The sequence below is a fragment of the Flavobacterium sp. ASW18X genome (assembly GCF_005144745.1).
Classification (GTDB): domain Bacteria; phylum Bacteroidota; class Bacteroidia; order Flavobacteriales; family Flavobacteriaceae; genus Croceivirga.
In genome coordinates this window covers 20,307-32,670 of record NZ_SWKK01000023.1, presented here as the reverse complement: position 1 = coordinate 32,670, position 12,364 = coordinate 20,307, and the positions used below count along the sequence as shown (strand labels likewise).

Here is a 12,364-nt window from a genome sequence, read left to right as displayed (position 1 = left end):
GGAGTAACTTACGAATAACGTCGTGAGCTAGTCCTACCTATAACAATATTAGAAAAAGGCTTGTCATCACGACAGGCCTTTTTCCATTTTACATCACAACTAAAATTTTAACAGCATACCGCAAAGAACCCTAAAAATGAAACAATTTGAACTTAAAACACACTACAAGCAAATACTGGCAGACACCATTACGCCGGTAAGTGTGTATTTAAAAATTAGAGATAAGTTTCCTAATAGCATATTATTAGAAAGTAGTGACTACCACGCCAACGATAATAGCTTTTCTTACATCTGCTGCAACCCTATTGCACATATTAAGGTAGAAAATGAAGTTTTAGAAAAACAATATCCAGATGGCACAATTTCCGTAACCAATATTACCCCAGAAACAGATGTTGTGGCAGAAGTAGATGCTTTCGCAAAAAGTTTTAAGGCGCCAGAACATGATTTCAAATTTATAACCAACGGGCTGTTTGGATTTATGGCATATGATGCTGTAAGATATTTTGAAGATTTAGCACTTAGAAAAAAAGATGATTCTGTAAATATTCCAGATATCTACTATGCGGTATACCAGAATATCATTGCCATTAACCACTTTAAAAACGAAGCCTATTTATTTGCCCATTGTTACGAATCTGAAAACAACTTAGAAGAGCTAGAGCGTTTGTTCAACATCAGAACTTTTGCTTCGTACAATTTTAATCGAGTTGGCGCTCCTATCTCTAATCTAGAAGATGTTGAGTACAAAAAGCATGTAGAGATAGCCAAAAAACATTGCCAGAGAGGAGATGTTTTTCAATTGGTTCTATCTAGACGATTCACCCAAAAATTTAAGGGAGATGAGTTTAACGTATACCGTGCGCTACGCTCCATAAATCCATCCCCGTACCTTTTCTTTTTTGATTATGGCGATTTTAAAATCTTTGGAAGTAGCCCAGAAGCACAGCTTATCGTTAAAGATGGTAAAGCAGAAATTCACCCCATAGCCGGTACGTACAAGCGTACAGGCAACGATGAAAGAGACGCAGAACTAGCCAAAAAGCTGGCAGCAGACGATAAGGAAAACAGCGAACATGTAATGCTGGTAGATTTGGCCCGTAACGATTTAAGTAGAAACGGCAATACGGTAAATGTAGACACCTATAGAGAGGTACAATACTTTTCTCACGTTATCCATTTGGTTTCCAAGGTTACTGGGATGAAAAAGGAAGATATACCAACTTTAAAAATAGTTGCAGACACTTTCCCAGCAGGTACTCTAAGTGGCGCGCCCAAGCATATGGCCATGCAGCTCATAGAAAAATATGAGAAAACCAGTAGAGGCTATTATGGTGGTGCAATTGGATTCATGGATTTTAGCGGCAACTTTAATCATGCTATTATGATTAGAACGTTCCTAAGCAAGAATCACGAATTGTATTACCAAGCTGGTGCCGGTTTGGTTGCTGCATCTAACCCAGAAGACGAATTACAAGAAACATACAACAAACTTGGCGCTTTAAACAAAGCCTTAGAAATTGCAGAAACTATCTAAGATGAAGAAAGTATTAATGATTGACAATTACGATAGTTTCACCTATAACCTAGTGCACTATCTAGAAGAATTGGATTGCGAGGTAATTGTAAAACGAAATGACCAATTAACCCTGGAAGAGGTTGCTGATTACGAATTAATTGTGCTTTCTCCAGGCCCTGGTATCCCAGACGAGGCTGGTTTGTTAAAACCTATTATTGAAACGTACGGGGCCACCAAAAAAATATTTGGGGTCTGTTTGGGGCAACAAGCCATTGGAGAAGTTTATGGTGGAAGCTTAGTGAATCTAGACCAAGTTTACCATGGTATTGCTACAGAAATAGAAATTACGGGAGAAGACTATATTTTTAAAGGATTGCCCAAAAAAATACAAGTTGGCAGATACCATTCTTGGGTAGTGAACAAAGAATTACCAGAATGTTTGGAAGCCACCTCTTTTGATGAAAATGGACAAATTATGTCCCTAAAACATAAAACCCATGATGTTAGAGGGGTTCAGTTTCACCCAGAATCCGTTTTAACTCCAGAAGGCAAACAAATGTTGCAGAACTGGTTAGCAGGTTCATAGCAAGGCAAAAAGATATAAATAAGGTCAATTTAAAGGAGCTATGTAACGCCAAGTTTTGACATACAATTGAAGAAATAGCTAAAAGCAAGTTCCGCCCTAGCGGAAAAAAAGTAAAGTGAATGAAAGAGACACTAAATAGATTAATTAATCACGAAATCCTGTCTAAGGACGATGCCAAACAAATCCTGGTCAATATTGCCAAGGGCGATTATAACACCAGTCAAATAGCGGCTTTCCTAACTGTTTACATGATGCGTAGCATCACCATTGAGGAATTAGAAGGCTTTAGAGACGCCTTGTTAGAATTGTGCGTTGCTGTGGATTTAAGCGCTTACAATCCTATAGACCTTTGTGGCACGGGCGGAGACGGCAAAGACACTTTTAATATCTCTACTCTAGCCTCATTTGTTACCGCTGGTGCGGGTATTCATGTAACCAAACACGGTAATTATGGGGTTTCTTCCAAATGTGGAAGTAGTAATGTCATGGAGTTTTTAGGCATTAAATTTAGTAATGAAGCCGATTTTCTTAAAAAATCCATGGAGGAAGCGGGTATTTGCGTGCTCCACGCTCCTTTGTTTCACCCAGCCATGAAAAATGTTGGTCCAATCCGTAAAGAATTGGCCGTTAAAACATTTTTTAACATGCTAGGCCCCATGGTAAATCCTGCCTTTCCTAAAAACCAAATGGTAGGGGTTTTTAACCTAGAGCTAGCGCGTATGTACGGCTATCTGTATCAAAACACAGATAAAAATTTTACGGTATTACATGCGTTAGACGGTTATGATGAGATTAGTTTAACAGGTGCTACCAAGACCATTTCTAATGGTACAGAAAGCATGCTAGAACCCGTAGATTTTGGTATACAAGCGGTAAAAGCTTCTGAAATTGTTGGTGGTGATGATGTTGCGGATTCTGCTCAAATATTCCTGAATATACTAAATGGCAAAGGTACAGAAGCACAAAATAATGTAGTCTGCGCCAACGCAGGGGTGGCCATTGCAACGGTAGAAAATTGTTCGCCCAGAGAAGGTTTTGAAAAAGCAAAGGAATCGCTTTTAAACGGCAAGGGACTTTTGGCTTTAAACAAGTTAAGGGCATTGAGTAATTAGTGATTACTGGTTGATGCTTTAAATAATTGTTTAATAAAGCTAGATTCTCAAATTCTTTTTCGTCAATAGAAAAAGAAGAAATAAATAAAGAAAACATGAACATCCTAGATAAAATAGTTGCTGACAAGAGAAAAGAAGTCGATTTAAAAAAAGGGTTGATTCCTACTACCCAATTGGAAAAATCCGTTCTTTTTAATAGAACAGGTACATCCTTGTCTACGGCGTTAAGAAATAGCCAATCTGGTATTATTGCAGAACATAAAAGGCGCTCGCCCAGCAAGCAGGCCATAAACCAAAATACCAATGTAGCAATGGTTGCCAAAGGTTATGAAAATGCTGGCGTGTGTGGTATGAGTGTACTTACGGATATTAAATACTTTGGAGGTTCTATTGAAGATTTGTTATTGGCTAGAGCATGTGTTACCATGCCCCTGCTTCGCAAGGAATTTATGATAGACGAATACCAAGTTTTAGAAGCCAAAGCACACGGCGCAGATGTTATCCTTTTAATAGCTGCAGTGCTTTCGCAAAAAGAAATTAAATCACTATCAGAACTGGCAAAAAGTTTAGGAATGGACGTATTGCTAGAAGTACATAATGAGGCAGAATTACAAAAATCCATCATGCCTAGTTTAGATATGTTGGGCGTCAACAACCGTAATTTAAAAACCTTTGAGGTTAGCTTAGAAACCAGTAAAATACTTGCTACACAAATACCAAACGATTTTGTAAAAGTCTCTGAAAGCGGTATTAGTTCCGTAGCTGCCATAAATGAGCTAAAACAATACGGTTACCAAGGTTTTTTAATAGGTGAAAACTTTATGAAAACCGAAAATCCAGGGCAAAGCGCCCTAGATTTTATTAATGCTTTACAAAACGTTTAGGCCATGAAACTAAAGGTTTGTGGAATGAAATATAACCCCAAAGAAGTAGCGGCTATAGCGCCAGACTACATGGGATTTATATTCTATGATAAATCGCCTCGTAATCTTGTTGGGGTTATCCCCACAATCACGAGAAAGGTGTGCAAAGTAGGTGTTTTTGTAAATGCATCCATAGAAGAAATTTTAAAAAAAGTAAGCCTACATGGGTTGCAAATGGTGCAATTGCACGGGCAAGAACCACCAGAATTATGTGAGCGCATAAGAAACCTCAATATTAAAGTAATTAAGGTATTTGGTATTGCAGATAGCTTTGATTTTTCTGTATTGAAACCGTACGAGGGCGTGTGCGACTATTACCTTTTTGATACCAAAGGGAAAAATCCCGGAGGCAACGGTTACACGTTTGATTGGGAAGTCTTGGATAACTATCCGTCTACCAAACCCTATTTTTTAAGCGGCGGTATAGGATTAGAAAATATAGATGAAGTATTAACTTTTTTATATCGGCCAGAGGCCAAATACTGTTACGCCATAGATGTGAACAGTAGGTTTGAAACCAAACCTGGAAAAAAAGACATTGAAAAACTAATAGCATTTAAAAAAAGAATTGACGATGAAGTATCACGTAGATGACCGCGGATATTATGGGGATTTTGGCGGCGCATTTATTCCAGAAATGCTCTACCCTAACGTAGAAGAGCTACGCCAAAATTATTTAAAGTTGATGTACGAAGATGATTTTCAAAAAGAATTTCATCAGCTTTTGAAAGACTACGTGGGCCGTCCTAGTCCATTGTATTTCGCCAATCGTTTATCAAAAAAATACAATTGTAAGGTTTATCTAAAACGAGAAGATTTAAACCATACTGGAGCACACAAGGTTAACAATACCATAGGTCAGATTTTAATGGCCAAAAAACTGGGTAAAAAACGCATCATTGCAGAAACTGGCGCTGGCCAACATGGGGTAGCTACGGCAACGGTTTGTGCCCTAATGGGGATTGATTGTGTGGTGTATATGGGAGAGATAGACATTGCAAGACAAGCACCCAACGTAGCCCGTATGAAAATGCTTGGCGCTACGGTAAAACCTGCATTGTCTGGTAGTAGAACCTTAAAGGATGCTACCAATGAAGCTATTAGAGATTGGATTAACAACCCAGTAGACACCCACTATATAATTGGTTCTGCCATTGGGCCACACCCTTACCCGGATATGGTTACCAGATTTCAATCGGTAATATCCGAAGAAATAAAATGGCAATTAAAAGAAAAAGAAGGACGCGAACTTCCAGACTATGTAGTAGCCTGTATTGGTGGCGGTAGTAATGCTGCTGGTACGTACTATCACTTTTTAGATGAAGAAGAAGTAGGCATTATTGCAGTAGAAGCGGCTGGTAAAGGTGTAAATTCTGGTGAAAGTGCCGCTACTTCCAAATTGGGTAAAGAAGGCATCATTCACGGTTGTAAAACACTATTAATGCAAACGGAAGACGGGCAAATTACAGAACCTTATTCTATCTCTGCAGGTCTAGATTATCCCGGGGTTGGGCCTTTACATTCGCATTTGTACAAATCTGGACGGGGCGAATTTTACTCGGCTACAGATGATGAAGCCATGGAAGCGGGCTTAGAATTAACCCAATTAGAGGGTATCATTCCCGCCATAGAAACCTCTCATGCATTGGCTTTATTCAAGTATAAAACGTTTAAACCCGATGATGTTGTGGTCATTAGCCTATCTGGACGTGGGGATAAAGATTTACAGACGTATATAGATTATTTTAAACTGTAGTTATACCCACTTAAGATTTGGGGAACAAAAACTTAGGAATTAAAAGGCAAACCTTCATACCTAAAACTATTTTAGATGAATAGAATAAACCAAAAATTACAAGAAGAACAAAAGTTACTTTCTATATATTTCACTGCTGGCTATCCAAAATTAGAGGATACCGTAACGGTTATTGAAGAACTGGAAAAAGCCGGGGTAGACATGATAGAAATTGGATTACCGTTTAGCGACCCCTTAGCAGATGGCCCTACCATACAAGAAAGCTCTACCGCTGCTCTTAAAAATGGTATGACTACGAGCAAACTTTTTGAGCAATTAAAGGATATCAGAAAAAAGGTATCCATTCCTCTGATTATTATGGGGTATTTTAACCCAGTTTTGCAATATGGTGTAGAGGCGTTCTGTAAAAAATGTGAGGAGCTGGGGATTGATGGACTCATACTCCCAGATTTACCTTTGGATGTATATTTGGAAGAATATGAAGCAATTTTTAAAGCTCACGGTTTAATTAATGTGTTCTTAATAACGCCACAAACCAGCGAAGCTAGGATTCGCCAGATAGATGCAGCTTCTGAAGGATTTATTTACATGGTAAGTTCTGCAAGTACCACGGGTGCTAAAAGCGGATTTGGAAACGAACAAACAGAATACTTTCAACGAATTGATGGTTTAAAGCTTAAAAACCCTCAAGTAGTTGGTTTTGGCATAAGCAATAACGAAACGTTTACAGCTGCCACTTCTAGAGCTAAAGGGGCTATTATTGGCTCGGCCTTCATAAAACATTTAACCACTCACGGCACTACTAAAATTGATTCATTTGTGAAGGAGATTAGGTAATATGAAATGGATTGACGATTTCCGTATTCTATTACTGCTATGCTTAACGCTTGGGCTAGCCCCGTTTTTTCCTGAACCACATCTTTGGGGTAAAATTAAATGGGTTGCAGGCGGTGGCGTAGGAATGAAATTCATGGATTGGTTTGATATTCTGCTACACGGATTTCCTTTTTTGTTACTCCTAAGAAGAATTGCACTTGCTCTTGTAAAGAAAAAGTCAGGATAAATTGGATAAGGTTACAATTTGAGATATTTTTCACTAACCAATTTATTCTTCATGTTCAGAACTATTTTAGCCTTACTCGTCATTGGTGTTTCATCAACATTAGCCGCCCAAGATTCTACAAAAGTAAAATCTGAGGTTGCCCTTGCCATTGCAGATTTACGTGAATTTGTAGCCATACCCAATGATGCCCTAAACCCAGATGATATAGACAACAATCTCTTTTGGTTAAAAAAACAGTTTGATAAACGCGGATTTAATTCGGCTATCTTAGACACAAAAGGTTTACCTCTATTTTTTGCCAACACCCCAATGAAAGATGGTAAAACCACCATCTTATTTTATATGCATTTAGACGGCCAAGGTGTTGATGCAATTAAGTGGGACCAACCAAACCCGTACAATACGGTTCTTAAAAAACCTGTTGAGAATGGTTTTGAAACTGTAGATTTTTCTGCGCTAAATGAAGATATAAATTATGATTGGCGCCTGTTTGGCCGTTCTACCTCTGATGATAAAGGGCCCATAGTGATGTTTTTGCATGCCTTGGATTTACTTAAAAAAGATGACAAGGAATTTCCGTACAACATCAAAATTATTTTAGATAGCGAAGAAGAAAAAGGTAGCAAAAGCCTTCCTAACGCGGTGAAGCAATATAGAGAATTACTGGCTGCCGATTTTTTAGTGATTTCAGACGGGCCAAGCCATGGCTCTGGATTACCTACTATGGTTTACGGTTGCCGTGGTATAACCACATTAAGTTTAACCACCTACGGACCAATTAAACCCCAACATAGTGGCCATTATGGAAACTATGCTCCCAATCCTGGATTCCAGTTAGCCCATTTATTAGCAAGTATGAAGGATACGGACGGCAAAGTTACCATTCCTGGGTACTATGATGGAATTTTTATAAATGATGACATCCAAGCGGTTTTGAAAAAAGTGCCGGATGACGACGCTGTAATCAAAGAAAAACTTCAGTTTAAAACAGCGGAAAAAGTTGGCAGTTATTATCAAGAGTCTTTACAGTTCCCTAGTTTAAACATTCGTGGTCTAAGCTCTGGATGGACAGGCGATGCTGCCAGAACTATTGTTCCAGAAAGTGCTACGGCCGAATTGGACTTACGCTTAGTACCAGAGAGCAATGGCAACCGACTAAAAAAATTAGTAAAAGAACACATTGCCAAACAAGGCTTTAAAGTACTGGACCACGTACCTACAAATGCGGAGCGTTTACAATTTGACAAATTAATTACCATTAACGAACGTGGGGTTACGGATGCTTTCCGTACGGATTTGGACAATCCTTACGGGGTGTTCCTAGCCAATACCCTACAAAGCACCTATGGGCAAGATGTGGTACAAATACGCATAATGGGTGGTACTGTTCCTATTTCTCCATTTATAAACGAATTAAAGATTCCAGCTTTTATTGTTCCTATGGTAAATCCTGATAACAACCAGCATAGCCCAAATGAGAATTTAAAAATTGGACAATTGGCCTACGGAATTCGTGCCTTTTACAACATGCTTAGCACACCTATGAAGTAATACCGTTATTTTATAAAAATTACTTTTCTGGCTTTGACTTCAGCTTTTTAGTGACTGTAAAGCAATAACTAATAACGCATTAACATCCACTAACATAGTTTTAAAATGCTATTAACGGAGTTTAGCTCAAGCTTTTAGTACATTCTCAATAGTTATTAATTTAAAAAAAATACTATGGGAATTATTGAAGATAAGAAGAAGTTTAAAAGAAGAGTAGAACAAACAAATCCTACCAACCCAACTGGGAATACCAACATCAAAACTAACGATTTTGATATTGACGAGGATACCGTTAAAAAGCAACAGAACAAAGGATAATAAAACCCTTTTTTGTGTATAAGAAAGCCCCTGATTTCTCAGGGGCTTTTTCTATTATTTAAGCCGAGTTTCTACTGGCATTAATATTACCATAGAGACTACGTGTCACTATCTTCTCATACAACTCTTTAAATTCAGAATCTTTGGTTATATGAAAGAGCGCATTCTGCTGAATTACCAATAACGGCAGAACAATTTTCTCACGAATCTTAACGGATTCTCTCGAAACCGCCTCGTCTTCCATTAAGATTTTATGTCCAGAAATTTGCAATAGCATCTTTTTAGACAGTTCAAACTCTTGGTGTAGAATCTTCCAAAAATCACCGAACTCCTTATCCTCCTTCATGTAACTGGTTAAATTGAAGTTGGTTTTTGCCAGAGACATCATACTATTCATCATCAAAGCTCTAAAGAAAGGCACTTCTTTGAACAGTTTTTTCACATCGTTCATCTTACCTTCTTCTTTAAGCTGTGCTATGGCCGTACCCAATCCAAAATAGCCTGGTACATTTTGCTTTAATTGGCTCCAAGAACCAACAAAGGAAATCGCTCTAAGGTCAGATAACGTCAGTTGCTTTTTATTACCACGTTTTCCTGGTCTACTACCAATATTTGCCTTGGTATAATATTTTAACGTACTTCTATGCTCCAAATAAGGTATAAACTTCTCATGTTGTTTTAACGCGTCATATTTATTAAAACTAAGCTGCGAAAGTTTTTCTATTAACCTGCGTTGTTCTCCAGAAATTTTGTGTTCTTTTCCAAATAGGTTATTGCTTAGCCCAGCGGTAAGTAATTGTTCCGCATTGTGTTTAAACTGCTCTTTGGTACCAAACGTACTGGTAATGGTTTGTCCTTGTACGGTTAATTGAATTTCATGGTTGGCAACATCCTTGGTTTGTGCGGCATAGAAACGATGTGTTTTACCACCACCACGTGCTGGCGGTCCGCCTCTACCATCAAAGAAAATAGCTTTTATACCGTTTTTCTTGCACACCTTACTTAAAGTTTCTTTTGTTTTTAAAATAGACCAATTGGCTTTTAAATACCCGCCATCTTTTGTACCATCAGAGAAACCTAACATAATAGTATGTACGTCTTTTCTACGTGCTAGGTGTTCTTTGTACATTGGTATATCAAATAGGGCTTGCATTACTTCTTCAGAAGCATCCATTCCTTTCATGGTCTCAAACAACGGAACAATATCAAAAGTTATATCCTCTGCTTTCCAACCACACCATCTAAACAAACCAAAAACAAATAGTACGGAAAAAATATCTTCGCTATTGCTTATGATGTAGCGATTACAGCCTGCCTCTCCATTTCTATTTTGTATTTCCTTTAAGTGAGAAATATTAGTTAGGGTTTGCACCACAATGTCTTCCGTAAAATCGCTCTCATTTACAGTGATATCCTTTTTAAGCAAACAATTAATTAATTCCTCCTGCGATAATTCTTCAAGACTTTCCTTAATTACGCCATGCTTTTTAAGTACCTCTGTGACCGTTAAGTAATGTTTACTATGGTCTTGGCGAATATCTAGCGTTGCAAAGTGCACTTTAAATATGTGCACCTTATCTATCATCTTAATTAAATCTTCTAAATATAACCCATGATAATCATTAACAAGTACTTCTTTAACCTGCTCTAGACTTTGGATGATTTCTTCATAGCTTACCAAAAACTCCGTTTGGAACATAGCCTTATAGAGCTTATCACTTAACAATTCTAACGGTTCAGCCAACCCACGGAACGTTAGTTTTTTCCGTAGCACTTTAATGTCATTATAATAACACTTCATTAAAGTAAGGCGCAATTCGTCTGCTACTTTTTTAGTGATATCTTCTGTTACATATGGGTTACCATCCCGGTCTCCGCCAGGCCAAAAACCCAATTTTATAATGTCGTAATTATCAAATTTCTCATCCCTAATACTCTTTTTAATGTCTTGAAACATTTCTCCAATAGCATCGTAATACGTATTTCTAAGGATGTGGATAATGTTTTTTGCTTCGTCTAAAGGCGTAGGCTTTCTGGAGTTTACCAGAGAAGTTAATCCTAATTGCTGCAAAGTGGTATCAATATCATTAATACGGTTATCTTCAATCATTTTTCTTAATTCTGAAATGATATCTAGAACCGCGGGTGTATAAAATTGGGTTGGGTGCGCCGTAAGTACTATTCTTGCACTAAAAGTAGATAGCTTTTTAGAGATTTTATCCCAATTCTTATTTTGGTCTACCAGCTCAAAATAATCTTTAATTCCAAGTGAGTTGGTATATTTTTGCAATTTTGGAAATGCGGCATCTTCTACACTATCATACAATACCACTTGGCGTTCAACGTATTGTATAATACGAAACATGAAATCTATTCGCTGTTTCTCGTCTGTAATTCCTGCAACGCCAGTAAAGAAGTTTTCTAATATTTCTTCTGGTTTTTTACCCGCATTTAAGCCTTTCTCACACTGCTCAAATAACAAAGGAACAAGGGTTGCTACATTTTCCATGTCTGCATAAGGCAGACTAAGAAACAGGCTATTGTAGATATTGTATCTGTTGGTGACCGACTTTTGAAATTCTGCCAATCGTTTTGTTTGCCGCATTTTATTCATATACCTGGATAAAATTTTAATTATGAAACCCTTCAAAGGTCGTTAAATAAGACCATTTAAACCATGGATTGCTGTACTATAACAATTTGTTAGCACCACCATACAAACCTAACAATAGTACTTGCTTTTATAAAGTATATTTAATTTTTTACTTTTAGATTGATGCAGTTTAAGGATTTAACCTTACAATATGATGCTAAAAGAACTTTGCATATTGGAGTACGCGAAAATCTAGAGTATTAAAACTTGGATTTTTACGCTTTAATTCTTTGTACAATGGCAAGCTGCCCACTGCCCTGTTAGCAGCACCGCTAGGAGCTGTTAGGCTAACCGTTTGTATATTTATTTGTGTGCTTGGATGTACAAACTGATGTATTCTAGGCACCGAACTATCCACTACTTGTAGTCGTAAATTATTTGTCTTAAGCAATCTCCTAAAAAAATACTCGGGACCATTTTTGCTATTACCACCGGTAAAAAGTAGCGTGTTTACCGTAGTATATTCTTCCAAATACCCCAATAAATCTCTCAATTGTACATTTTGCATACCAAGGTCAGAGGCATCCACTTTTTCTCTTTCTGCACTCGCAACAATATCACAAACACCAATCTTCTGCTCACGTAAAAATTCTTTACGCTGTTGTACGGCCGCTTCCGTAGTTTCAAACAATAAATCTAAATGAAAAATACGGTCTAAAATTGGCCAAAGTTGACCATCTCTACTGCCATAACAAAAATCCACATCGCCTTCTTTTAAAAGCCCCGTTGTGAATCTTGGTGGTGGCAATGTCCCAACAATTAATTTTTCTACACCATTAAATAAGAAAGGTGGATAAGGATGGGTATGTAAAAAGGGCTGAGACAATGGTACTGGTTTGCCCTAAAAATACAAGAATAATTCTGGGCCAGAAAAACCGACCCA

The 12,364-nt window shown here is 37.7% G+C and carries 12 protein-coding genes; 10 read left to right on the top strand and 2 right to left on the bottom strand.

The window, feature by feature from the left end; all coding sequences use genetic code 11:
- Window positions 1-136: 136 nt before the first annotated feature.
- The 10 genes from FBT53_RS14250 (at window position 137) to FBT53_RS16135 (ending at window position 8,828) form a co-directional block, all read left to right on the top strand.
- On the top strand, window positions 137-1,537 hold the full coding sequence (locus FBT53_RS14250) for an anthranilate synthase component I family protein (RefSeq protein WP_010519832.1): 1,401 nt from the start codon (window positions 137-139) through the stop codon (window positions 1,535-1,537).
- A gap of 1 nt (window position 1,538) precedes the next feature.
- Window positions 1,539-2,105 (top strand): aminodeoxychorismate/anthranilate synthase component II, encoded by a 567-nt coding sequence (locus FBT53_RS14245; protein ID WP_136951866.1) that lies wholly within the window; start codon window positions 1,539-1,541, stop codon window positions 2,103-2,105.
- Between the two features lie 119 nt (window positions 2,106-2,224).
- Window positions 2,225-3,217, top strand: a complete 993-nt coding sequence (trpD, locus tag FBT53_RS14240; RefSeq protein ID WP_136951865.1) for an anthranilate phosphoribosyltransferase — start codon at window positions 2,225-2,227, stop codon at window positions 3,215-3,217.
- Window positions 3,218-3,312: 95 nt separating this feature from the next.
- On the top strand, window positions 3,313-4,101 hold the full coding sequence (gene trpC, locus FBT53_RS14235; protein WP_136951864.1) for an indole-3-glycerol phosphate synthase TrpC: 789 nt from the start codon (window positions 3,313-3,315) through the stop codon (window positions 4,099-4,101).
- Between the two features lie 3 nt (window positions 4,102-4,104).
- A complete protein-coding gene (locus FBT53_RS14230; RefSeq protein WP_136951863.1) occupies window positions 4,105-4,734 on the top strand; it encodes a phosphoribosylanthranilate isomerase in 630 nt (209 codons plus the stop codon).
- Window positions 4,715-5,896, top strand: coding sequence for a tryptophan synthase subunit beta (gene trpB / locus FBT53_RS14225; protein WP_136951862.1), 1,182 nt, complete (start codon window positions 4,715-4,717; stop codon window positions 5,894-5,896). The genes FBT53_RS14230 and trpB overlap by 20 nt, the downstream gene beginning before the upstream one ends.
- A 75-nt stretch (window positions 5,897-5,971) precedes the next feature.
- Window positions 5,972-6,733: a tryptophan synthase subunit alpha gene (gene trpA, locus FBT53_RS14220; protein ID WP_136951861.1), complete on the top strand. Its 762-nt coding sequence runs from the start codon at window positions 5,972-5,974 to the stop codon at window positions 6,731-6,733.
- Window position 6,734: 1 nt separating this feature from the next.
- Window positions 6,735-6,959 (top strand): hypothetical protein, encoded by a 225-nt coding sequence (locus tag FBT53_RS14215; protein ID WP_136951860.1) that lies wholly within the window; start codon window positions 6,735-6,737, stop codon window positions 6,957-6,959.
- 51 nt (window positions 6,960-7,010) lie between these two features.
- A complete protein-coding gene (locus FBT53_RS14210; protein ID WP_136951859.1) occupies window positions 7,011-8,510 on the top strand; it encodes a M20/M25/M40 family metallo-hydrolase in 1,500 nt (499 codons plus the stop codon).
- A 174-nt stretch (window positions 8,511-8,684) separates the two neighbouring features.
- Window positions 8,685-8,828, top strand: coding sequence for a hypothetical protein (locus FBT53_RS16135; RefSeq protein ID WP_167988148.1), 144 nt, complete (start codon window positions 8,685-8,687; stop codon window positions 8,826-8,828).
- 58 nt (window positions 8,829-8,886) lie between these two features.
- Here FBT53_RS16135 and FBT53_RS14205 read toward each other — a convergent pair whose 3' ends face one another.
- A complete protein-coding gene (locus FBT53_RS14205) occupies window positions 8,887-11,433 on the bottom strand; it encodes a phosphoenolpyruvate carboxylase (protein ID WP_136951894.1) in 2,547 nt (848 codons plus the stop codon).
- Window positions 11,434-11,638: 205 nt separating this feature from the next.
- On the bottom strand, window positions 11,639-12,307 hold the full coding sequence (locus FBT53_RS14200) for a uracil-DNA glycosylase family protein (protein WP_136951858.1): 669 nt from the start codon (window positions 12,305-12,307) through the stop codon (window positions 11,639-11,641).
- Window positions 12,308-12,364 lie beyond the last annotated feature (57 nt).

What these genes read in the sequence shown, in the direction of transcription:
- FBT53_RS14250 (WP_010519832.1), top strand. Translation starts at nt 137, where the DNA reads ATGAAACAATTTGAACTTAAAACACACTACAAGCAAATACTGGCAGAC.
- FBT53_RS14245 (WP_136951866.1), top strand. Translation starts at nt 1,539, where the DNA reads ATGAAGAAAGTATTAATGATTGACAATTACGATAGTTTCACCTATAAC.
- trpD (WP_136951865.1), top strand. Translation starts at nt 2,225, where the DNA reads ATGAAAGAGACACTAAATAGATTAATTAATCACGAAATCCTGTCTAAG.
- trpC (WP_136951864.1), top strand. Translation starts at nt 3,313, where the DNA reads ATGAACATCCTAGATAAAATAGTTGCTGACAAGAGAAAAGAAGTCGAT.
- FBT53_RS14230 (WP_136951863.1), top strand. Translation starts at nt 4,105, where the DNA reads ATGAAACTAAAGGTTTGTGGAATGAAATATAACCCCAAAGAAGTAGCG.
- trpB (WP_136951862.1), top strand. Translation starts at nt 4,715, where the DNA reads ATGAAGTATCACGTAGATGACCGCGGATATTATGGGGATTTTGGCGGC.
- trpA (WP_136951861.1), top strand. Translation starts at nt 5,972, where the DNA reads ATGAATAGAATAAACCAAAAATTACAAGAAGAACAAAAGTTACTTTCT.
- FBT53_RS14215 (WP_136951860.1), top strand. Translation starts at nt 6,735, where the DNA reads ATGAAATGGATTGACGATTTCCGTATTCTATTACTGCTATGCTTAACG.
- FBT53_RS14210 (WP_136951859.1), top strand. Translation starts at nt 7,011, where the DNA reads ATGTTCAGAACTATTTTAGCCTTACTCGTCATTGGTGTTTCATCAACA.
- FBT53_RS16135 (WP_167988148.1), top strand. Translation starts at nt 8,685, where the DNA reads ATGGGAATTATTGAAGATAAGAAGAAGTTTAAAAGAAGAGTAGAACAA.
- FBT53_RS14205 (WP_136951894.1), bottom strand. Translation starts at nt 11,433, where the DNA reads ATGCGGCAAACAAAACGATTGGCAGAATTTCAAAAGTCGGTCACCAAC.